This is a genomic window from Micromonospora sp. SL1-18, from assembly GCF_047921505.1.
GTDB lineage: Bacteria > Actinomycetota > Actinomycetes > Mycobacteriales > Micromonosporaceae > Micromonospora.
This window is the reverse complement of the sequence record NZ_JBLROA010000040.1, coordinates 13,705-35,779: the sequence shown is the minus strand read 5'-3', so window position 1 is coordinate 35,779 and position 22,075 is coordinate 13,705. Positions and strand designations below refer to the sequence as shown.

At 71.6% G+C, this 22,075-nt stretch carries 19 protein-coding genes and 1 pseudogene; 4 read left to right on the top strand and 16 right to left on the bottom strand.

The features are described 5' to 3' along the window. Positions 1-11: 11 nt before the first annotated feature. Together ACNAW0_RS19620 and ACNAW0_RS19615 are read right to left on the bottom strand one after the other, a co-directional pair. Positions 12-1,370, bottom strand: coding sequence for a TIGR02678 family protein (locus ACNAW0_RS19620; RefSeq protein WP_416289372.1), 1,359 nt, complete (start codon positions 1,368-1,370; stop codon positions 12-14). Between the two features lie 76 nt (positions 1,371-1,446). Next, complete coding sequence (locus ACNAW0_RS19615) at positions 1,447-3,015, bottom strand: TIGR02677 family protein (protein WP_416289371.1); 1,569 nt, start codon at positions 3,013-3,015, stop codon at positions 1,447-1,449. Positions 3,016-3,218: 203 nt separating this feature from the next. Between ACNAW0_RS19615 and ACNAW0_RS19610 the strand changes: the two genes are divergently transcribed. Beyond that, positions 3,219-4,859, top strand: coding sequence for an amidohydrolase (locus tag ACNAW0_RS19610; protein WP_416289370.1), 1,641 nt, complete (start codon positions 3,219-3,221; stop codon positions 4,857-4,859). 229 nt (positions 4,860-5,088) lie between these two features. Continuing rightward, on the top strand, positions 5,089-6,114 hold the full coding sequence (locus tag ACNAW0_RS19605; protein ID WP_416289369.1) for a helix-turn-helix domain-containing protein: 1,026 nt from the start codon (positions 5,089-5,091) through the stop codon (positions 6,112-6,114). Between the two features lie 72 nt (positions 6,115-6,186). Here the strand turns inward: ACNAW0_RS19605 and ACNAW0_RS19600 are convergent, their stop codons facing one another. After that, the gene (locus ACNAW0_RS19600) at positions 6,187-9,921 is read right to left on the bottom strand and encodes a S8 family serine peptidase (protein WP_416289384.1); all 3,735 of its coding nucleotides are present in this window, start codon (positions 9,919-9,921) and stop codon (positions 6,187-6,189) included. Positions 9,922-10,012: 91 nt separating this feature from the next. Here ACNAW0_RS19600 and ACNAW0_RS19595 point away from each other — a divergent pair, with 91 nt between their 5' ends. Then, complete coding sequence (locus tag ACNAW0_RS19595; RefSeq protein WP_416289385.1) at positions 10,013-10,198, top strand: hypothetical protein; 186 nt, start codon at positions 10,013-10,015, stop codon at positions 10,196-10,198. A gap of 80 nt (positions 10,199-10,278) precedes the next feature. On the opposite strand, the pseudogene ACNAW0_RS19590 reads toward ACNAW0_RS19595, so the two are convergent. The 8 genes and pseudogenes from ACNAW0_RS19590 to ACNAW0_RS19555 all read right to left on the bottom strand — a co-directional run. Further along, positions 10,279-10,419 (bottom strand): annotated as a pseudogene (locus ACNAW0_RS19590) (hypothetical protein); the annotation flags it as partial. Between the two features lie 177 nt (positions 10,420-10,596). Further along, on the bottom strand, positions 10,597-11,013 hold the full coding sequence (locus ACNAW0_RS19585; protein ID WP_416289368.1) for a hypothetical protein: 417 nt from the start codon (positions 11,011-11,013) through the stop codon (positions 10,597-10,599). Between the two features lies 1 nt (position 11,014). Continuing rightward, complete coding sequence (locus ACNAW0_RS19580; RefSeq protein WP_416289367.1) at positions 11,015-11,500, bottom strand: EndoU domain-containing protein; 486 nt, start codon at positions 11,498-11,500, stop codon at positions 11,015-11,017. After that, the gene (locus tag ACNAW0_RS19575) at positions 11,493-11,987 is read right to left on the bottom strand and encodes a hypothetical protein (RefSeq protein WP_416289366.1); all 495 of its coding nucleotides are present in this window, start codon (positions 11,985-11,987) and stop codon (positions 11,493-11,495) included. Before ACNAW0_RS19575 ends, ACNAW0_RS19580 begins: the two co-directional genes overlap by 8 nt. A 3-nt stretch (positions 11,988-11,990) precedes the next feature. Continuing rightward, a complete protein-coding gene (locus ACNAW0_RS19570; protein ID WP_416289365.1) occupies positions 11,991-12,317 on the bottom strand; it encodes a hypothetical protein in 327 nt (108 codons plus the stop codon). Positions 12,318-12,345: 28 nt separating this feature from the next. Continuing rightward, the gene (locus tag ACNAW0_RS19565; RefSeq protein ID WP_416289364.1) at positions 12,346-13,179 is read right to left on the bottom strand and encodes a YbaB/EbfC family nucleoid-associated protein; all 834 of its coding nucleotides are present in this window, start codon (positions 13,177-13,179) and stop codon (positions 12,346-12,348) included. 112 nt (positions 13,180-13,291) lie between these two features. Beyond that, a complete protein-coding gene (locus tag ACNAW0_RS19560) occupies positions 13,292-14,914 on the bottom strand; it encodes an N-acyl-D-amino-acid deacylase family protein (protein WP_416289363.1) in 1,623 nt (540 codons plus the stop codon). Beyond that, a complete protein-coding gene (locus tag ACNAW0_RS19555) occupies positions 14,901-15,632 on the bottom strand; it encodes a YoaK family protein (protein ID WP_416289362.1) in 732 nt (243 codons plus the stop codon). Before ACNAW0_RS19555 ends, ACNAW0_RS19560 begins: the two co-directional genes overlap by 14 nt. Positions 15,633-15,679: 47 nt before the next feature. On the opposite strand from ACNAW0_RS19555, the gene ACNAW0_RS19550 reads away from it, so the two are divergent. Beyond that, complete coding sequence (locus ACNAW0_RS19550; protein ID WP_416289361.1) at positions 15,680-16,384, top strand: GntR family transcriptional regulator; 705 nt, start codon at positions 15,680-15,682, stop codon at positions 16,382-16,384. 3 nt (positions 16,385-16,387) lie between these two features. Here ACNAW0_RS19550 and ACNAW0_RS19545 read toward each other — a convergent pair whose 3' ends face one another. From ACNAW0_RS19545 to ACNAW0_RS19525, 5 genes are read right to left on the bottom strand one after another with little or no spacing between them, the layout of a single operon-like run. Then, positions 16,388-18,175 (bottom strand): gamma-glutamyltransferase family protein, encoded by a 1,788-nt coding sequence (locus tag ACNAW0_RS19545; protein ID WP_416289360.1) that lies wholly within the window; start codon positions 18,173-18,175, stop codon positions 16,388-16,390. Beyond that, positions 18,172-19,173: an ABC transporter ATP-binding protein gene (locus tag ACNAW0_RS19540; RefSeq protein ID WP_416289359.1), complete on the bottom strand. Its 1,002-nt coding sequence runs from the start codon at positions 19,171-19,173 to the stop codon at positions 18,172-18,174. The genes ACNAW0_RS19545 and ACNAW0_RS19540 overlap by 4 nt, the downstream gene beginning before the upstream one ends. Next, entirely contained in the window at positions 19,170-20,231 is a 1,062-nt protein-coding gene (locus ACNAW0_RS19535) for an ABC transporter ATP-binding protein (protein WP_416289357.1), read from the bottom strand. Before ACNAW0_RS19535 ends, ACNAW0_RS19540 begins: the two co-directional genes overlap by 4 nt. Continuing rightward, positions 20,231-21,118, bottom strand: coding sequence for an ABC transporter permease (locus ACNAW0_RS19530; RefSeq protein WP_416289356.1), 888 nt, complete (start codon positions 21,116-21,118; stop codon positions 20,231-20,233). Before ACNAW0_RS19530 ends, ACNAW0_RS19535 begins: the two co-directional genes overlap by 1 nt. Further along, positions 21,115-22,071 (bottom strand): ABC transporter permease, encoded by a 957-nt coding sequence (locus tag ACNAW0_RS19525; RefSeq protein ID WP_416289355.1) that lies wholly within the window; start codon positions 22,069-22,071, stop codon positions 21,115-21,117. The genes ACNAW0_RS19530 and ACNAW0_RS19525 overlap by 4 nt, the downstream gene beginning before the upstream one ends. Positions 22,072-22,075 lie beyond the last annotated feature (4 nt).

Sequence of the window (22,075 nt, the reverse complement as noted above, 5' to 3'; positions counted from 1 at the left end):
GCTTTCCCAGGTCAGAAGAGGGTGTCGGCAGCAGGCCTCGGCCGCACGGTGGCGACGGTGTTGCGGTAGCGGGCCAGCAGCGGCCGGACCAGGACGCCGCCCGGCACCCGGGTGACCGCGCCGAACCGGTCCAGCAACGCCACCGCCTCACTGCGCAGCCGCTCCGGGTCGGCGTGCCACTGGGCGCCGAACGCCGACCGGTAGCGGCGCAGGATCTCCCCGACCGCGTCCCGCAGGAAGCTGTCGGTGATGAACGGCAGACGGCCCTCACCGGCCGCGTCCGGTTCGTCGCCGGGCGGCGGCGGTGCCCCGGCGTCGTCCAGCAGCACCAGCGTGGCCGTGGGCAGGCCGGAATCGAGCTGGTCGACCAGCGCTCGGTGCCCGGCCTGCGGGTCGGGCGGGGCGAGCCGACGGACCCGGCGGCCGTCCGGGTCGAGAGCCCGGTCGGCCAGCTCCACGGCGAGCAGTACCGCCGCCTGCGCCACCGAGCCGGTGCCCGGGAACCGCTCGATGGTGAAACCCGCGGTATCCACCAGCAGCACGCCCTCGGCGCGCCGCTCCAGCCGCAGCCCGGTCAGCCGGGCCAGGTCGGCGGCGAGCGGCGCGCCGCGCAGGTGGTTGGCGACCGCCGGGTCGACGTCGGCGAGGTAGACCACCGGGGACTCCACCACCGCCCGCCGGGCGAGCTGGGCGGCGTGCCGCCGCTCGGCGTTGCCGCTGTTGGCCGCCGACCGGTCCAGCAGCGCCGCCACCGACTCGACGTGCTGCAGCACCCGCGTCGGCCGGAACAGCGCGAACACCACGTCGCGGGCCACGTCGTACAGCGCCTCACCCGCGCCGGGGTCGCTGGCCCAGGCGGCGCTGGACCCGTCGGCCACCCGCAGCGCGCCCCGCTCCTCCAGCCAGCCGACGGCGTCCACGAACGCCCTTCGGTCCGCGCCCTGGTCCGGGTCCAGCCCCAGCCCGGTGATGCGTGTCGCGTCGGCGGCAACCGAGTCGGCCAACTCGCTGAGGGTGATCTGGATGCCGGCGCGGCCCAGCGTCGCCAGGCACAAGGCCAGGTACGCGTAGCGCTGGCGGTCGAACGTGCGGCCCGTGCGCGACAGCGCCGGCTGGGTGGGGTCCAGCCGGTCCTTCGCCCGGATCAGCCGGGCTGTGCCGCCGTGCAGCTCCAGCCGGTAGCCGAACGCCTCGGACAGGTCCCGGCGCAGGGACGCGGCGAACCGCCGTACCCGCGGCAGCGCCCGCTCGTCGGGCCAGGTCGCTGTGATCAGCGGGTGGCGCAGCACCAGCCGGACGGCCCGCTGGTAGTCGGCCAGTTCCAGGTCGTTGACGTCGCCGGCGAACCGGTGCCGGACCTGCTCGCTCATGCCGGCACTCCGCTTCGCTCCATGCCGCCATGAGGCACCACCACGCTGCACTGATGATTCGCTCGCTGACGCTCGCTCATGCCGGCACCAGCTCCGGGCGGCGGACCGCGGTGTGGGTCGCGGCGGCCACGGTCAGCGCATACCCGTCGAGGTGGAGCCGGCCGGCGGCGGTGACCACGGTGGTGAACCGCCCCGGCGCCGGGGTGAGGGTGAGCCGGACGCCGTGCGCGGCCGCGGCCATTGGTGCCCGCGCGGCGCCGCCGACCCGGGCGGCGAGGGCGATGTCGAGCAGCCGCAGCAGCACGTCGGTCTGCGCGTCGTCCAGCCGGTGCGCGTCGAGCCCCTCCTCCGCGAGCACGGTGGCCGCGTCGGCGAGCTGGCGCTCCCGGGCGAGCTGGTCGGCGCGCAGCCGGTGCCGGCGGTCGTCGCCGCGGTCGACCCGGGCCGGCCGGCCCCGACCCGCACCGGGTGCCCGGCCGGTGGCCACCAGGGTGCGCGACAGCTCGACCGCCGGCGCCTCCCACCAGGACAGGCGGGTCGGGATCGCCTCCGGGTCCGGGTGAGCCACCGCCACGTGCCGTGGACCGCCCAGGCCGAACACGACGTCGAAGAGCGCGTGCGTGGCCTCCTGCGAGCCGGCGCGGGTGAACCAGGCGGCCAGGTGGCGCAACTGGGACTCGCGGCTCACCCCGCCGCGCCGGGCCTCGGTCACCCGGCGCAGCAGCGCCAGCACGTCACCGATCGCGCCGATGGTGGCATCGGCGAGCCGGTCGGCCTCGCTGGTCTCCTCAGGCCCGGGCGGCGCCAGCCACGACCGCAGCCCACGCCAGCGGCGCCGCCAGTCCTCCAGCCGCTCCACGGGCGTGTGGAACAGCCGCTCGTCGGCCTCGGCCGCCGCCTCGACGAGCCGGTCCAGGCCGGTCGCCTCCACCTCGTGCACCGCCGCCCGCAGCCGTGGCGTGTAGCGCTGCAGCTCGTCGTGGAAGTCCCGCAGGTGGGCCAGCAGGGCGTCCTTGTGGGCGAGGAACACCTCAGGACGTATGTCGTTGGTGCGGCTCAGGTCGCCGAGCATGTGGTAGAAGCGGGCGGCCCGCTCAGCGATGTCGGCCAGCGCGCGGTCGAGCCGGTTGAGTTTGCGGTAGACCTCCTCCGCGTCGCCCGCCTCGTTGGCGGCGGCGAGCGCCGTCAGGTCCGCCAGCAGGTCCGCGAACACCAGCCGGGACAGGGTCGCGTCGTCCACCGTCGCGGTGAGCACGGTCTCCACCGCTCGGTGGGCCCGGTAGCCGGCCTCGGTGAACTGGTAGACCGAGTGCCGGTTGCGGTATTCGGCGAGGGTTGTCGCGCGGGTGCCGTCCTGACCCCGGTCGAGCACACCCCAGTCCACGAGCGCGTCGAGCAGCCGCGGCAGCTCCAGCTCGGCCGGATCCGGGCAGTCCGGGTTGGCCTGGTGCAGCGCCCCCATCGCCGCGGCGACGTCGGCGGTGTGCAGCATCACGTGGTAGCTGGAGCGGGCCGCCTCGAAGGCGCGCAGCAGCCAGAGGTACGCGAACCGGTTCTCCGCGGTGACGTAGCCGAACAGGCGCATCCGGTCGTCCAGCCCGAACTCGTCCAGCCCGAACGTGTGCCTCGACGGCTGTACGGTCATCGTCGTCCTTCCGGGCGGCTGTTCCGGGCGATCGGGCCAGCCTACCCACCCCGTCCGACATGCCCACCTATGGGCCGCGCCGTGTCGCTGCGCCGCCGCCCCGACCGTTGCCGAACCGTTCCAGCGTGTGCTTCGATCCTCGACCAACGCGCCAGAGGCGGCCGGAGGCCTCCGTGCGGTTGACACCGGAGGAGGTGGGAACGGTGACCGAGCACGCCGACCTGGTCATCACCGGCGCCGACGTCTACACCGTCGACGCCGCCCGCAGCGGGTCCGACGCGATCGCCGTACGCGGTGACCGGATCGTCGCGGTCGGTTCCGAGCCCGCGTCCGAGCTCATCGGCCCGCAGACCAGGGTGATCGAGGCCGGCGGCGGCATGGTGCTGCCGGGCTTCCAGGACGCCCACATCCACGCCCCCTTCGCCGGGCGCAACCGACTCCGCGTCTGGCTCAACGACCTCACCGGCCGGCAGGCATACCTGGACCGGATCGCGCGCTACGCGGCCGACAACCCCGACCAGCCCTGGATCATCGGTGGCGGCTGGGCGATGGAGCACTTCCCGGGCGGCACCCCGCGCAGGGAGGACCTGGACGCGATCGCCCCGGACCGCCCGGTCTTCCTGTTCAACCGGGACGTGCACGGCGCCTGGGTCAACTCCCGCGCCCTTGAGATCGCGGGCATCACCAGGGACACCCCGGACCCCGCCGACGGGCGGATCGAGCGTGACCCGGCCACCGGGGAGCCGACCGGCACGCTGCACGAGGGCGCGGCGTACAGCGTCAACGACCGGCACGTGCCGCTGCCGGGGCGCACCGAGTGGGAGGAGGCCATCCTCAACGCCCAGGAACACCTGCACTCGCTGGGCATCACCGGATGGCAGGACGCCTGGGTGACGCCGGCAACCCTGGAGGCGTACCGGTCGCTCGCCGCGTCCGGCCGGCTCACGGCCCGGGTCGTCGGCGCCCTCTGGTGGGACCGGCACCGCGGCCTCGACCAGATCCCCGAGTTCCTCACCCAACGGGAATCGGCGGCGGGTGGCACCTTCCACCCGACCACCGTCAAGATCATGACCGACGGGGTGCTGGAGAACTACACCGGGGCGCTGCTCGAGCCGTACTGCGACGGCTGCGGCGGCCACACCGACAACCGCGGCCTGACGTACGTGGACGCCGAACTGCTCGCCGCCGCGGTGACCGAGCTGGACCGGCTCGGCTTCCAGGTGCACCTGCACGCGATCGGCGACCGCGCCGTACGCAACGCCCTCGACGCGGTCGCGGCCGCCCGCACGGCCAACGGGCGTACGGACAACCGCCACCACATTGCCCACCTACAGCTCGTCCACCCGCAGGACGTGCCGCGCTTCCGGCAGTTGGGGGTGACCGCGAACTGCCAGGCCTACTGGGCGCAGATGGAACCGCAGATGGAGGAGCTGACGGTGCCGTTCCTCGGCCGGGAACGGGCCGACCTGCAGTACCCCTTCGGTGATCTGCTGCGCTCCGGCGCCACCCTGGCCATGGGCAGCGACTGGTCGGTGACCACCGCGAACCCGCTCGAGGAGATCGAGGTCGCCGTGACCCGGACCGACCCGGAGCACCGCGACAACGCGCCGTTCCTCCCGGAGCAGGCGCTGCCACTGCCCGTCGCCCTCGCCGCGTTCACCGTCGGCTCGGCGTATGTCAACCATGACGCCGAGGGCGGCACGATCGCGGTCGGCAATCGGGCAGACCTGGCCGTGCTCGACCGCAACCTGTTCGCCGCCGGCGCGGGCCTGCCGGCCGACGCACGCGTCACCCACACGATCGCCGGCGGCAGCGTCGTCTACGAAAGCGGCCGGTCGGGGTAGGACGCTGTGCTTCTACCTTCTGCAGGAAGAAGGTGGGACTCCTCCGACCGGCATTCCAGCACGGTGGTGCGTACGGCCCGCGGCGGCCAGGTCGCCGGCGAGCAGCAGACCGGTGGGATTGGTGACCGCCGCGGAGGCGAGCTTGTCGGATCGGGGCAATTCGTCCGAACGGAAGCGGCGGCGGGACCCGGCGCACCACTCACACCGCCCTCCTTCGTACAGTCCTGGTGTGGGCGACGATGGTGGCCAGCCGGAAACAGCGCTCGCATCGGCCGGCCTTGGGCCGCTGGATGAGCAGGCGTACCGGCTGCTCATCCAGCTGGCCCGTGCCCGCCCTGCCGATCTGGCCGAGCGGATGGCGGTAACCCGCGAGCGGGCAGAGTCACTGTTGGAGGCGCTGCGCCTCAAGGGCCTGGCCGCAATCCAGCACGACGGTGAACAGACCTATCGGGCCTTGCCCCCGGATGTGGCATTGGGGCCTGCGCTGCTGCACCGCCAAGCATCTATCGAGGCGGCGCGCCAGGCTGTGGCCGAGTTGACCGAGATGTACCGGATTACCGCCCGGCGCCACGACGCGTCCCAACTCGTCGAGGTGGTGGCCGGCGGGCAGGCGCTGCGCGAGCGGATCCGGTTGCTGCAGGACACCGCCCGCACCGAGATGCTCTGGTTTTGCAGAGCCAATCCGGTGGCCATGCCCAGTGCGGAGAACACCGAGGAGTTCAACGCTCTGGACCGCGGGGTACGGTACCGGGTCCTCTACGAACGGGCCCTGCTCGACGAGCCTGGCATGTTCGACAGCGTCGCCGAAGGCATCCGTCGGGGGGAGCAGGCCCGCATGTTGCCCAAGCTGCCGGTACGGCTGGCCATCGCTGACGGGTCGACCGCGCTTTGTCCGCTGGTGCCCTTTATCGAGAGTGGCCGTGACGAACCGACCGCTGCGGTTGTCGGCCGGAGCCAGTTGCTCGACGCGCTGCTGGCACTGTTCGAAAGCTATTGGGATCGGGCCACCCCGGTACGGCTGAGCGCCGACGGCACCACCAGTGAGCGAGCCGACCCGGAGCGGATCGGCCCGGACGAGGATGAGCGTTACCTGCTCTCCCTCTTGGTGGCGGGCGTGCCGGAGAAGTCGATCGCCTCGCAGCTGGGCATCAGCCGGCGCACGGTTCAACGCCGGGTGGAGCGGCTGATGGCGTTGGCCGATGTCGACACCCGACCCGGGCTGGCCTACCAGGCAGCACGGCGGGGTTGGATCTGAGGTCACCGTTGTCGCCCGGGTTTGATCAGGGCGCCGGACGTCGTCGTGCCGGGCGCCCTGATCAAACCGCGGTCAGCGCAGCCCGTACGCTCGCAGGATCGTCTGGGTGACCTGGTTCCCGGCGGCATCGGTGCCATGCACCCGCAGGGAGACCGTGCCGGTGCCCGGCGGCACGACCGCGCGGAAGACGCGGTCCTCGCTCGCGACCTTCACCGAGCGCCACGTCGCCCCTTCGTCGAACGACACCTCGACCTCGACGCTGCCCCCGGCCGGAGCCGCCAACCCATCCTGGTTGCGCAGCCCGACACTGATGGTGTGCGGGTGGTCCCCGGGCACCGTTCCGGCCAGGTCGGCCGGAATCGAGTAGTCGAGTTGCAGGAGCGGCAGTGGCCGCGGTTCGTCCGGGTCACCGTCCGGGCGCCCGGACCGGAAGTCCCACGCCGTGTCCGTGCGCGTCGCCCACTGCCACTGTTTGGACGCCCGCTGGGTGGTCAGCTCCAGCCGATATGAGGCGTCGGCGGCCACCGTCGACACATCCCGGCGCGCATCGGGCAACTCGGCGAGGACGGCGCCGTCGCGCAGCAGTCGTGCCGACACCAGATCACGCTCACCGCCGCCGCCCGCCAGCGTGTAGTGGCCTGCGGCGTCGACGAATTCCGGTACCCGCAGGGCAAGGATGTCGCCACGGCGGGTCGATACCAGGCCCGCGATACCGCGGGGCGCCGCCGGACGCACCACTGGGGTGAACCAGTCCTCGCGGGTACGGCTGTCGCCCTGGTAGCTGCGCGGCGCGTCGCGCATCCCAGCGCCGAGCGGGTTCATCTCATCCCAGGTGTAGTAGTGAACCACCCGGTGCTGCCAGACCGAGTCGCCCGCCGAAACCCACTCCTCGCGCTCCCCGCCCGTACGCACCATGCGCTGGGTGTCGTTCCACGAGTACGTCTGCCAGGGGCGCCAGCCGAAGCGCTGCTCCTTGGCCCACTCGTCCCCGCCGGTGTTGGCGTACCTAGTAATGATCCGCGCCGAGTTCTCCGCGGTCACCTGGTGGACGATCTGCGCAGGGATTCGCCCCCGCTCCACGTGGAACACGTCGTAGAGGTACGGGCTGGACACGGTGAGGGTGAGGTTGAGCATCGGCTTTCCCGCCATGGCGGCGGCCTTCAGGCGCTGGCCGTCGTCGTTGACGACAACCATGGCCGGGATCGGCTCCCGGGTGCCGTTCGGCCGCCACACCGTCCAGGCGGAAGAGGTGGCCGGCCGCACGATCAGCGCGACCGCGGCTCCGGCCGCTGCCGCGGCAGCCACCTGGGCGCTCTCCGACCGGCCCTTCGCCTGGTCCATGAGCACCGCTGCTCCGCGTACGTCAGCCGCGGTCAACTCCGCGTCGGTGCCGGTGCCGGCCCAGACCAGCGGGAAGTTGCGGACACCGTCGAAAGCTGGTGAGCGGTTCAGCAGGTTGATGTCCAGCGGCCCGGACACGCCGGACACGCGAGCGCTCACCATGGGCGCGACGAGTTGCCACCGGGAGGCGAATTCGTAGTCACCGTCGGTGACGGGGTCGGTGGGCGTCACGTTGACCTGCTGCACGGTGCTGAAATGCATGACCCCGTGGCTGATGCTCCGTCCGTTACTGAACGTGCGGTGTACGTAATAGCTCAGCACCGCCTGCTGCTCGGCGGGTTTCGGTGTCTTGATGGTGATCGGGGTCCCCTTGCGGGCGTCGATGACCACCTCGAGGTCCCGGGTGACCTTCAGCTGTGGGTCGGTGATCAGGGTGGCCTGTGGGTGAAGCGGCCCACCGTCCGAGATCAGACCGTGCAGCAGATAGTTACCCTCCTCGACCTCGACGGTCAGGGGCTTGCCCTTTTGAATCCACTTCACCGCGTCCGAGCGCCGATCGGTACCGTGCAGGGCGACCACGGACACGCTCGTGTCCGCGCCGCTGCGATCCACCCCACGCAGGGTCACCGTGTGCTTGGGCCCATCAAGGGTCACCGACAGGGCAGTGGTGGTCAGCACCCCGCCCGCACCGCTGGCCGTGAGCCAACCGCCGTGCCGTCCACGGGTCAGCTTGGCCGGGTCGATCGTGACCGGCACCTGCCGGGTCGTACCCGCGGGCACCACGATCTGGTCGGCGCCGAGTGCGACAGCGTCCCGGTCCGCACCATGGAAATCGAGGTTTTCCAGGCGTACGGCGAGCGACAGCGTCACCGCGCTGTCCCCCGAGTTGGTGACGGAGACCTGCCGGGTGATCGGCGCCTCAGCCGCCGTCGTGTCGGAATGCACCCCGAAGTTGAGCACCCCGGTCGCGTGCACCTGCTGGGCAGTCGCCCGCGCCACATCGACCCGGCCGGCGCCCTGCTGATGCACGGTCAGGGCGGTATTGGTGCGGGCTGTGCTCACCAGCGCGTCCTTGAGCTGCGCGGCGTTCCAGTCGGGGTGGCGCTGGGCGAGGATCGCCGCCGCGCCGGCCACGTGCGGCGCCGCCATCGACGTGCCGGACGCCGCGGTGTAGTACGCGTCGACCGGCGTTCCCATCGCGGTACCAGCGGCCCGCGCCGCGATGATCCCGACACCCGGCGCGGTGATTTCCGGCTTCACGGCATAATCACCCAACCGCGGACCCCGACTGGAGAAACTCGCGAGGCTCTCGTCGCGGTCCACGGCACCGACGGTGAGAGCCGCTTCGGCCGCACCCGGGGTTCCTACGGTCGACTCCTCCCCGTCGTTACCTGCCGAGACGACGAAAAGGGTGCCACTGCTCGCGGTGAGCCGGTTGACCGCCTCACTCAACGGGTCGGTGCCATCGGTGGCACTCCCGCCAAGGCTCATGTTGACCACGTCGGCTCCGGAACTGACCGCCCACTCCATTCCGGCGATGATCGACGACTCATAGCCGGAGCCAGTGTCGTTCAGCACCTTGCCGATGAGCAGCTTCGCCCCTGGTGCGACGCCCTTGCGTCGGCCGTCCGAGGCTGCGCCGGTGCCGGCGATCGTGTCAGCGACGTGTGTGCCGTGCCCGAACTTGTCGGCGATGGTGGCGCTGTTGGAGAAGTTCTTCGTCTCGCTGATCTTTCCAGCGAGGTCGGGGTGTGTCGCGTCGATACCGGTGTCCAGTACCGCCACCGTGACACCGTCGCCGTCGTACCCCGATGCCCACGCCGCCGGAGCGCCGATCTGCGCCACGCTCCGGTCGAGCGTCGGCTTCACCCGCCCATCGAGCCAGATCTGCGCGATGCCGGACCCCAGCTGCGGCGTGTCCACGCCGAACGATCGGACGCCCGGGCTGCCGCCGGCCGCCGCCCGCCAGAACCCGGTCAGTCCGTCCTTGTCCTCGACGACCACAGAGGCGCCGATGCTGTTCAGCCTGGAGACACGTCGTGCCCCGGCGATCGTCTGCTCGCCGGTCTCCCGGTAACGAATGATCAGTGGCAGGTTTGGTGCCACATCGTCCCCGTAGCCCTGCTCGATAAGCTCCTGCACGTCGAACAGGTCGTCGTCGAGAACGCCCGCGGACACGTATGGCACAACGTCGCTGGGCAGTACGCGCAGGCCGCCGTCGACTTCCAGGGTGTGGAAGGTGATCCCTTCCCGGCCAGGCGCCGGCCGGACCGAGGCGGCATACCTGCCGGGCGACGCCTCGACCAACTCCACCACATCGCCCGTTATCAGGGTGACGCGAGACGGGCTAGCGGTCGCGGCGGCTCCGCTAGCTTCTGCCGGGGGCGGTGGCGCTGCCTCGGCGGGAACGCCCACCGCCAGGACGCCGACCAACGCCATGGCCGTCCAGCGTAAGAGCCGGTTCATCGTGCTACTCCTTTGCTCAGCGAAGCTGGCAACCACTGTTGACACCACCGGAGTCTGGTAGCCGACACGGTTGGTGGTCACTAGGCGCCGGGTGCCACAGAGGCGACATGTCGCCACTTGGACACGCCCTGGCAACGCAGCCTGGCGCCGCATCGCCGCCCAGGTCGCCGACGCCTTCTGCGCCTCCCGGCTCGGCGACGACCACGGCCACGCATTCGGCGCCCTGCCGGCCGGTGTCGACTTCACGGCGATCCTCTCCCGCGCCAAGGTGGGCTGACCAAAGCGCCGGAGCCGGCGCGAGCCAGCGCGGGTGAACCAGGCGGCCAGGTGGCGCAACTGGGACTCGCGGCTCACCCCGCCGCGCCGGGCCTCGGTCACCCGGCTCAGCAGCGCCAGCACGTCACCAATCGCGCCGATGGTGGCATCGGCGAGCCGGTCGGCCTCGCTGGTCTCCTCAGGCCCGGGCGACGCGGGCCTGCCGGCCGACGCACGCGTCACCCACACGATCGCCGGCGGCAGCGTCGTCTACGACGGTGACGCCGGCCTGTCGCGGTAGGACACCGCTACAGCTCGCCACAGGTGCTCGCCGCGGCGCACGCCTGCCGGCGAGGCGGCAGCATGTTCTGCGACTCTGGCCGCCTGGCCCGTCGGCGCTCCGGCCTGGACCGCCACACCTCAATCCGGAAGGTGCAGCAGCGATCGGCCGGGGAACGGTCGACCGTTCTCCCGCTCCCAGGCGGCCACGTGCCGCTTCTTGTCCTCGGCGGACGGCGCCAGGAAGGCGAAGTACTGCAGGATCACGTCGCGGGCCTCGTCGACCGTGTAGGTCGTGACCGACGGCAGCGGCCCGAGACTCTCGACCGTGACGCCATCCGCGGTGCAGCGCACGACCGCGGAATTGCCCTCGAACTCCTCGTACCCGGAGGGCCCAGACACCGCGTCGTCGATGCACTGCAACAGCTCGAGGCAGTCCGGGGCGTACGTCTGGATGTCGCTGACCAGCTGGGAGCCCAGGGCGCGGAAGTGCCCGTCCCGGGTCTTCATCGACGGCGCACCGTACTGGTTCCGCTGGAACTCAATGCCGTCCCGCATGCTAGTTTCTCCCCACCGGCCAGGCCGAATACCACGTCGTGCCGCCGGGATTGTAAAAGCCCTCCACCAGCAGCCCGTTGGCCCTACCCTGCCACTTGTTCGGATCGCCCGGGTGCGGGCCCCCCGATCGGAACCCGTCCTCGATCGTCTCGTTGACGCGTTGGGGCGTCCAGTTGTCGGGGAAGAACGTGCTGGCACCGCGCTTCTGGCGCCACACGCCGTTCGCGTCGAGCACGTCGACTCGAGCCCGGTACGTGCCGTCGACGTACCGTTCGAGAATCATCTCCCGCCCGTCGGCATCGACGCGGACCCTGGCTCCCGGTGGGTTCTCCCCAAGGAAGCGATGGTGAAAGCCCGTGCCGCGGGGCGGATTGGCGTTGGCGTTGACGTGGCCGCGGAAGATGTGTTCGTAGCGGCGGTGACGCATCCGCGCCCGCAGCCACTTCTCGACCGGCCGAAACAGGCCCGCTTTGCCTCGGCTACCCACCGAGCACCGCTTCGGTCGCCATGTTCAGCAACTGGTCGATAATGACGCCGGTGATGAGCTTGAAGATCGGGATCTCCAGCAACGACGCCCCGAAGGTGACCGCTGCCGTCGCCACGGCCTGCGCGATCTGAATAGCCAGCAGCGTCAGTTGCACGATCACGTTGATCTTCAGAGCGAGCACGATACCGGCACACACCATCAGCCCGGCGCCGATCAACGCGGCCGCGCTGGCACCGTCGTCCAGGTTCCCCTTCGCCGAGTCGCCTGCCTGCCAGGTCTCCTGGAAGCGCTCGATGGCGGAGTCGCGGTTCTCGGTCCACACGCGTCGCGCCCATTGATCGGCCTCGGCCACGGGAGCGGCGAGGCGGTCCGGAAACGCCAACCAGGCCTGGCCCATTTCCAGCAGCTTCGACTCGTCGGCCTCGGGCCAGGTGTAGCCGAGAACGCCCAGCAGGGACACCAACTCGGCGGGAAGCATCAGTCCCATGTGTCAGCCCAACATCTCCCGGAAGCGACCGAGGTGCTCGACGATGGCCCGCTCGGTCTCGTGGTAGTTCATGCCCATCACCCGGCTGAGCTTGCCGATGTCCTCGATCTCAAGCAGGTTGGCGTCATAGCTCTCCATCGCCAGGTCCCGAATCGTCTCGTACACCATCCCGATGAGTGAGCCGAGATCGTCGCTGCCCCACGGCGCACCGAAGGCGGCCAGTTCGGCGTTGAAGGCCGACACCGCAGAGCGGACACGCTGCGCGGAGGCAAGAATGTTGTCACCCGCATCGATGATCGCCTCCGGGTTGATCTCGATCTCACCGGCCATCACGCCTCACCCCCACCGTCGATCATCGTCACGGCTCCCGGATGCGGGCCATGATGCCGGTCAGCGCCCCGGTCAGTGCGGTCATCTGCCGGACGCTGGCCTCCTGCAGTTCCGCCACCCGGCGGCCGAGATCTTCCCCGGCCAAACCAGGCGGCACGGCGTCCACCGCCGGTGCCGGCTCCACCTCGTCAAGCGCCCGATTAACCGCCTCGACGATCAGCTCGCCGAGCTGATCGGAGGTGAGCCGGCCAGCGCGCGGCAGCGCCAGGCGCACGATCTGACCCGTGCCGTCGACCTCCACCGAGATGTGTCCCGCGCCGTCGGAGCCGACCCCTCGTCGCTCGGCCGCGTCGGGCTGATCCTGGTCAGGCGGGACTCCGCGCACCGACCGCAGCGTGTCCATAACCCCGTACAGCAGGTCTGACGCTTCGGTTTCCGGAAGGTCGCCACCAAGCCCGGTACGGGGGCCCACCTTGGCGATCGCCTCGTTCAGCGCCCCCTGGACCCGGTGCAACGCCAGCTCGCTCTCGGCAAGCGCTGCCGCGAAGCTGTCCGTCAGCCCGGACAGGTCCGGCGCGGGCTCGGGGTTCACCAGGTCGGAACGGGCACCGGCGAGTGCGGTGTTGGCCGCTTCCACGATCAGGGGGCCGAGGTCCTCACCGGGCAGCCGCATCAGCCGCCCGGCCAGCTCGACCGAGCGTAACCGACCCGCCGCCGCCACGACGTTGACCTGCCCCTCCGCGGCGTCCCCGCGGCTCTCCGCACCCGCCTCGGACCCGGACCGGTCAATCCGCATCTCGGCGAGCTCCCGGCGGTACGCGCTGATCCGCGCCGCGTAGTCGTCACCGGCATCGTCTGGCATTCCGTAGCCCTCCCCCGTCACGGAGCCAACAGAACCCTAACAAGCGATGGCTGACGCAGCAGTGTCCCCTTTGGATGGCCGATTCCGATCACTGGCCGCGGCAACGCCGCGCTCATGTCCGTCCCGGTCGGGTGGGCTGCCGATCGGGTACGGCCAGGACCCGGCCTGGCCGCGCGTCGGTGACCTCACCGCCGTCCACGACGACCAGACCGCCGACCACGACGCACCGCACGCCGTGCGGCGGCGCCAGCGGATCGTCGTAGGTGGCGCCGTCGGCCACCCGCTGCGGGTCGAGGACCACCAGGTCCGCGGTGTACTCGTCGGCGAGCAGCCCCCGGTCTGGCAGGCCGAAGCGGCGGGCGGGCATCACCGTCATCTTGTGTACCGCCTCCGCCAGATCCAGCAGTCCCACGTCGCGTACGTAGTGGCCGAGCACCCGGGCGAAGCTACCCGCCCACCGCGGGTGCGGGCGGCCCCCCTTCGGTACGCCGTCCGAGCACAGCATGGTCAGCCGGCTGGCCAGCACCCGATGTACGTCGTCCTCGCACATCGAGTGGCTGATGATCGTGACGTCGCCGCGTTCGGCGGCGAGCAGGTCGCAGGCGTAGTCGACCGGGTCGACGCCGCGCGCGGCGGCCAGGTCGGCGATGGTGTGCCCCTGGGCGTCCGGGTTGTTCGGGGCGGACGCGACGCGAATCAGGTCCCAGCCGCCGTTTCCGACGGTGTTCTCCCAGCCGGGCACCCCGACGACCAGGTCGGTGCGAATCCGTTCGCGGACCGCCGGCTCGGCGATGGCGGCGAGCATGGCCGGTACGCCGTCGGCGATCAGCCAGGGCGGCAGCATCGCGTGCAGGGCGGTGCTGCCGGCGGTATATGGGTAGACGTCGCACATCGCATCGAGCCCGTCGCTGCGCGCCTGCTCGAGCCGGGCGAGGGTGCGGACGGTGGTGCCCCAGGCACGCCGTCCGGCCGTCTTGTGGTGGGAGACCTGCAGCGCGGAGCCGGCCGCGGCGGCGATCTCGATCGCCTCCTCGAGTGCGGACTCGACCTGGGACATCTCGTCGCGCAGGTGTGTCACGTACGGCTTGCCGTGTGCGGCAGCCACCCGCGCCAGGGCGATGATCTCGTCGGTGCCGGCGTTGACGCCCGGGGCGTAGATGAGGCCGGTGGACAGCCCGGCCGCGCCCGCTGCGAGCGCCTCGTCGAGCAGCTGGCACATCCGCCGGGTTTCCTGTGATGTGGCCCGGCGCTGGGCGAAGCCGACCACCGCGGCGCGCAGCGTGCCGTGCCCGACGAGGGCGGCGAGGTGGTTGCGCCGGGCGACGCCCTGCGCGCGGGCGAACTCGGCGAACGACGCGTACGCCGCCGCGGGTGGGCCGAAGGTGGCGGCGATCAGCTCGCGCACCGGTCCGTCGCGGTCGGGTGGGATCGGGAAGGGGCTGATTCCGCAGTTGCCGCAGATCTCCGTGGTGACGCCTTGGAGCAGCGGTGCTCGGCGCAGCATCTCCCGTTGTTCGTCGTCGCCGGCGAGCAGGTCGGAGTGGGTGTGTACGTCGATGAAGCCCGGCGTGACGACCAGCCCGGTCGCGTCGACCACCGCGGCGGCGGGAGCGCGGCTGCCCGGTGGCAGCAGCACGAGCCGCCCGTCCCGAACGCCGACGTCGGCGGGGCGGGCCGGTGAGCCGGTGCCGTCGAGGGCGTCCCCGCCGGTGATCAGCACGTCAAGACGCGCCATCGGAGCCCCTTTCCGCCATGCGTGAGGATACGGCGATCACGAGCACGAGCGGCACGAGCAGCAGCACCGGTGACCATGCGGGCAGGTGGATGGCGACCAGGGCACCGACTGCGGCGCCGGTCATCAGGGCGAGCAGGACGTGCGCCTTGGGCCGCAGGTCCCGCCACGAGCTCCGTGCGGCGACACCGGCGATCAGACTCGTGAGTGTGCCGGTCAGGTAGGTGGATGAGAGGCCGGGTACGCCGAACCGTTGAATGGCGCTGCTCTGTATGCCCAGCGCTGCGGCGGACAGCATGAGCAGTGCGAGGGCGACATGCGCCGACGGGTGGGGCAGGTTGACCGTCCAGACGACGAGGAAGACGACGAACACCAGGAGTTCCAGGGCGAGCGCGCGGGTGACCTGGCGTGGCCAGACGGGGTCGTCGGGCCGCGCCCGGCGGGCGAGGCGGGCGCCCGCGAGGACGCCGGTGATGAAGCTGAGGATGGCGCAGCCTGAGGTGAGGGCGAGGTCGGCGTGGCCGCTGCCCGCCGAGAGTCCGAGCAGGACCATGTTGCCGGTCATGACGCTGGAGAAGGCTCCGCCGAGCGCGAGGAAGCCGACGGCGTCCGCGCTACCGGTCAGGAAGGTGAGCACGACGACCAGGGCGTGCCTGCGCCGCAGTAGGTTGCCCTCCGCCGTTGGGCGGAAACGTACGACATTCGGCAGCGTTCTCAGCACTCTCGGCCATCCTTAGCAAATTGTTCTTCGTATACGCTTCGTCTGGGATGTTTCACGGAGAGGCGATCAGGTTGGCTGAAGACCTGCGGGGCAAGCTTGGCGCTCAACACCTGCCGCTACGCGACCAGGTCCTCGCCGCGTTGCGGACCGCCATCATCGATGGCGACTACCTTCCCGGGGAGCGGCTGACCGAGGACCGGCTGGCGGAGGACTTCGGCGTCTCCCGTAACCCGGTCCGTGAGGCGCTGCGCGTGGCGGAGGCGGAGGGTTTCGTGGTGATCCTGCCCCGCCGCGGGGCGGTGGTGGCCTCTCCGAGCAGCGCGACCATCGCGGACATGTTCGCCGTTCGCCAGCGTCTGGAGGCCTTGGCCGCCCGGTTGGCGGCGGAGCGGTCGACGGCGGCGGACGTGGCCGCCCTGCGGGCTCTGCTGGAGCAGGGCCGCGAGGCGACGGAACAGCAGGACCTGCGCCGGGTCGCCGAGCTGAACAGTGCCCTGCACCTGCGTATCCTCGCGATCAGTGGAAACCCCTGGCTGTCGTCGATCGCCAAGGCCCTCTACCTCCATGTGCAATGGATCTTCCGGCTGGGTGCGGCGGAACGGGCGCCACACTCGTGGGCCGAGCACATTCAGCTGGTCGACGCGATCGAGTCGGGTGACGGCGACCGGGCCGAGCAGGCGGCGTTGGCCCACCTCGATGCCGCTTCCGCGGCGGCGTACGAGAACGCCGAAGGCGGGTACGGCGTCCGGTAGCGGTCACCGGCCGCAGGCATAGCCCTGCATTCCACGCGGGTTCGCCCCTGCGGCGAGCAGGCCGGTCACCGGATCGCGGGTCACAGCACAGAGGCGGCCGAGGCTCCACGAGCCGGACAGCCGCACCTCGTGCCCGTACCCGCGCAGCGCCGCCAGCACGTCCTCGTCCAGGCGGTCCTCCACCACCAGAACGCCCGGCTCGATGTCGCGCGGGTAGAACGATCCCGGCAGGCTGGTGGTGTGCCACGCGGGCGCGTCGATGGCCTCCTGCAGGGACTGACCACCGGCGAGGTGGCGCAGCAGGAACGGCAGCTGCCACTGGTCCTGCTGGTCGCCGCCGGGAGTGCCGCAGGCCAGGACGGGCTCGCCGTCGCGGTGCACCATGGTCGGGCTCAGCGTGGTACGCGGCCGGCGTCCCGGCGCCAGCGACGAGGCGAGCCCCTCCTCCAGCCAGAACATCTGCAGGCGGCTGCCGAGCGGGAAGCCGAGCTCGGGGATGGTGGGAGAGCTCTGCAGCCAGCCGCCGCTGGGCGTGGCGGAGATCATGTTGCCCCAGCGGTCGACCACGTCGACGTGGCAGGTGTCGCCGCGGGTCACCCCGTCCGCCTGCACCGTCGGCTCCCCGGTCGTGGGGTCCACCAGGTCGGCTCGGCGTCCGACGCTGCGGCGCACGTACGCCGGGAGGCGGGGCTGCCTGCCGTCGGGCTGGCCGGGTCGCAGCTGCGCCGAGGCGCGTTCCCCGATCAGGCCGGCTCGCTCCCGCGCGTACTCCTGGGAGAGGAGCGCTTTCGCCGGCACGTCACCGTCGCCGAACCAGGCCTCCCGGTCGGCGAAGGCGAGTTTCAACGCCTCGACCTGGGCATGGATGCCGGCCGCGGTCCCCGGGTCATACGCCCGCGGGTCGCCGAGCGCTTCGAGGACGGCCAGGCTCTCCAACAGCACGGGGCCCTGGCCCCAGAAGCCGGTCTTCGCCACCGAGTAACCGTGCCAGTCGAGCGTGACCGGCTCCTCCCAGGTGGCGGAGTAGCCCGCCAGGTCGGCTCCGGTGACCAGGCCGGCGTGGGGACGGCCGCTGGAGTCCAGGAACGGTTGCCGGCTGAACCGGTCGATCGCCTCGGCGACGAAGCCGTGGCCCCAGGCATAGCGGGCGGCCTCGATCTGCGCCTCCCGGTCGGCGCCGGCCGCCCGGCCGGCGTCGACCAGCCGCTGCAGGGTACGCGCGTACGCCGGGTTGGTGAACAGCTCGCCTGCCGCCGGCGGTTTGCCGTTGCGCAGCCAGAGCTGGGCGGAGGTGGGCCAGTGTTCCTCGAACAGGGACCGCACGGCGGCCACCGTGTCGCCGATCCGCGGCACCAGCGGGTGGCCGGCGCCGGCGTAGCCGATCGCCGGCTCCAGCACGTCCTCGAGGGAGAGCGTGCCGTGGTCGCGCAGCAGCAGCAGCCAGGCGTCCACAGCGCCGGGCACGGTGGCGGCGAGCGGCCCGGATCCGGGGATGAGTTCCATCCCGAGGGATCGGAAGTGCGCGATCGCGGCGCCGGCCGGCGCGGGGCCCTGCCCGCAGAGCACCTTCGGTTGCGGGTCTCGGGCCGTGGCCACGATGGCGGGCACCTCTCCGCCCGGTCCGTTCAGGTGTGGTTCGACGACGTGCAGGACGAACCCGGCGGTGACCGCCGCGTCGAAGGCGTTCCCGCCGCGCTCCAGGATCCCCATGGCAGCCTGGCTGGCCAGCCAGTGCGTCGAGGAGACCATCCCGAAGGTTCCCTGCAGCGTCGGCCTGGTGGTGAACGTCATGACAACACCTCACTCGTGGCGGCGGCCCGGACGTCGGGCCGTGTTCCGTCGGGTTGGACCAGGTGGCATGCGGCCACGCCGTCACCGAACGCCACCTGCGCCGGTATCTGTGTCGCGCATCGGTCGAACGCGAGCGGGCAGCGGGTGCGGAACCGACAGCCGGACGGCGGGTCCAGCGCGGACGGCAGGTCGTCGCCGAGCAGCACGGGTTGGCGCTGCCGTTGGTGGATCGGGTCGGCCACCGGCGCGGCCGCGAGCAGCGCCTGGGTGTAGGGGTGGGCGGGTCGGGTGAAGATCTGCGCGCGGGGGCCCGTTTCGACGAGTTGGCCGAGGTACATGACGGCGATGTGGTCGGCCAGGTATTCGACCGCGGCCAGGTCGTGGGTGATGAACAGGCACGCGAACCCGATGTCCCGTTGCAGGTCGGCGAGGAGGTTGAGCACCGAGGCCTGCACCGATACGTCGAGGGCGCTGGTGGGTTCGTCCGCGATGAGCAGCTTGGGCTCGGAGATCAGGGCCCGGGCGATGCTGACCCGCTGGCGTTGCCCGCCGGAGAGCTCGTGGGGGTACCGGCGGGCCACTTCGGCGCGTAGGCCCACCCGGCCGAGTTCGGTGGCGACGCGGGCCTGCCGGTCGCGCCGGGAGATCCGCTTGCCGGACAGCCGCAGCGGCTCGGCCACGATGTCGCCGACCAGCATGCGGGGGTCCAGCGAGCCGGCGGGATCCTGGAAGACGATCGACACTTCATTGCGGTGGCGGCGCAGCTGTCGCCGGGGCAGATGCGTGACGTCGGTGCCGGCGATCCGGACCGTGCCCGCCGTGGGCTCCACGAGCCGGACGACGCAGCGACCCACGGTCGACTTTCCGGAGCCGCTCTCCCCCACCAGCGCCGTGACCCGGCCTCTGGGGATGGTGAGGGAGACGCCGTCCACGGCTCGCACCGGCCCGAAGTGCATCACCAGGTCCTCGAGGTCGAGGGCGTTCGGTTGCGGCGTCATGCGGTGGCCTCCTCGGACTGCGTCCGCGGGTTCGGGCTGGGATGCCAGCATGCCGCGAGGTGGTCGGGCACCGCGGTCGCGGACCCCGTCGCGACCGCCTCCAGCGGCGGGGCAGAGTCCCGGCAGCGGGCGTCGGCGGCCGGGCAGCGGTCGGCGAAGGTGCAGGCGTCGGGCTGGGTGGACAGCACCGGCACGAGACCGGGAATCTCCTGCAGCCGCTGGGTGCCGGCGTGTACACCGGGCACCGGGGAGGCCGACAGCAGCCCCGCGGTGTACCGGTGGTGCGGGTGCGCGAACAGGTCGGTGACGGGTGCCTGCTCCGCCACCCGCCCGGCGTACATGACGACGACGCGGTCGGCGACGTCGGCGATCACCCCGAGGTCGTGCGTGATGATGAGGATGGTGGTGCCGAGCCGGTCCCGCAGGTCCCGGAGCACCTGGAGGATGCCGGCCTGGACGGTGACGTCCAGGGCCGTGGTGGGTTCGTCGGCCACCAGCACCTTCGGGCCGCAGGCCACCGCCATCGCGATCATCACGCGCTGGCGCATGCCGCCGGAGAGCTGGTGGGGGTAGTTGTCGACCCGTTTCGTGGCGGACGGGATCCCGACGAGCGACAGCAGCTCGACGGCGCGGGCCCGGGCGGCGCGCCGGGACATCCGCTCGTGGACCTGCAGGACCTCGCCGATCTGCCGGCCGACGGTGAGCACCGGGTTCAACGAGGTCATCGGCTCCTGGAAGATGTAGGCGATGTCCTTGCCGCGGACGCGGCGCAGCACCGGCTCGCGGGTGCCGACCAGCTCGGTGCCCTCCAGCCGTACCGAGCCGGAGATCCGGGCGCTGTCGGGCAGCAGGCCGGCGAGGCTCATCGCCGTGACGCTCTTTCCGCAGCCCGACTCGCCGACCATCCCGACGATCTCGCCGGGGGCGAGGTCCAGACTCACCTGGTCGACCGCTGAGACGGTTCCGTCCTCGGTGGTGAACGAGACCGAGAGGTCGCGTACCTGCAGGACCGGGGTGCCGAGGGCGGCGGAGGTGCCCGCCCGTTCGGCCGTGGTCATCACCGGTCTCCCTTCGGGTCGAGGGCGTCCCGCAGGGCGTCGCCGAAGACGTTGAACGCCAGCGCCAGGCCCATGATCACGACACCGGGCAGGACCGCCGCCCACGGGGCGCGCGCGGCGAACTGCTGGGCGGTGGCCAGCATGGTGCCGAGGCTGGGCGCCGGGGGCTGGATGCCGAGGCCCAGGAACGAGAGCACCGCCTCGCCGAGGATCGCGGTCGGGATCGCGACGGTGGCCTGCACCAGGATCACCGAGGTCGCGTTGGGCAGGATGTGCCGGGCGAGCACCCACAGGTCGCTCGCGCCGTCCACCACGGCCGCGGCGACGAAGTCCAGCGACTTGAGCCGCAGGGTGTCCGAGCGGACCACCCGGATCACGCCGGGAATCTGCGCGATCCCGATGGCGACGGCGGCGTTGGCGAGGCTGGCGCCGCGGATGGCGGCCAACCCGACTGCCATGATCAGGAACGGAAACGCGAGCAGCAGATCGGTGAAGCGCGAGATCACCGCGTCCCAGGCCCGGAAGTAGCCGGCCGCCAGGCCCAGCGGCACGCCGATGACCAGGGAGGTGGCCACGGCGAGCAGTGCCACCTGGAGGGAGGCCCTGGCGCCCAGCATGATCCGGGACAGGACGTCGCGGCCCAGGTCGTCGGTCCCCAGCAGGTGGCCGGGGGTGCCCGGGGGTGAGAAGGTGTGGGCAAAATCGGTCTGCTCGACCGAATAGGGGGTGATCCAGGGCGAGAGCAGGGCGACGACGGCCACCAACGCGAGCAGACCGAAGCTCACGACGGCGAGCGGGTTGCGCCGCAGACGCCGAAGGACTCGGGTACGGCGGCTGATGCCGGCAGGGCCGGTCGCATCCGCTGTCGGGACGGTGAGAACGGTCATGCCGGGTCTCCCGTCACGCGGATACGCGGGTCGATCACCGAGTAGAGCAGGTCCACCAGGAAGTTGATGACGATGTACGCCGTGGCGGTGAGCAGGACGACCGCCTGGATCACCGGGTAGTCCCGCTGGAACACCGCGTCGATGGTCATCTTGCCGAAGCCGGGCAGCCCGAAGATCTGCTCGGTGACCACCGCCCCCGAGATCAGGCCGCCGAGCTGGAGGCCGACGATGGTCACCACCACGATGAGGCTGTTGCGCAGCGCGTGCCGGCTGATGACGGCTCGGGGCGGGAGGCCTTTCGCCTTCGCCGTACGGACGTGGTCGGAGGACAGCGAGTCCAGCATCGCGGATCGTGTCTGCCGCATGATGATGGCGGCGAGACCGGTGCCCAGAATCACGGCCGGCAGGACAATGTGGTGCAGGTTGTCCACCGGGTCCTCCAGCAGCGGCACGAATCCGGAGGCCGGGAAGAGTCCCGTTGCCACCGAGAGGTAGAGGATCGCGAGCAGCCCGAGCCAGAAGTGCGGCACCGACAGGCCCACCAGGGCCAGTCCGTTGGCCAGCCATTCCGCCGGGTGCCCGCGGCGGACGGCCGCGAGCACCCCGGCGCCGACGCCCAGCGCCGCGGCGATGAGAATCGCCAGGACGGCGAGCTCGGCCGTGACGGGCAGGGCGGTGGTGAGCATCGACGAGACCGGCGTCCCGGTGCGGATCGAGACCCCGAAGTCGCCCTGCGCCACGCGTTGCACGTACTGCGCGAACTGCATCGGCAGCGGCAGGTCCAGCCCGTAGTGGTGGCGGATGGCCGCCAGCGCCTCCGGGGAGCGGTCCTCCCCGGCCAGGGCGAGCGCGGGGTCGCCGGGAAGCGCCCGCACCCCGAGGAACACCACGACCGTCGACAGCAGCAGGGTCAACGCCGAGTGCCAGGCGCGTGTGAGCAGATACCGGGCCATGAGA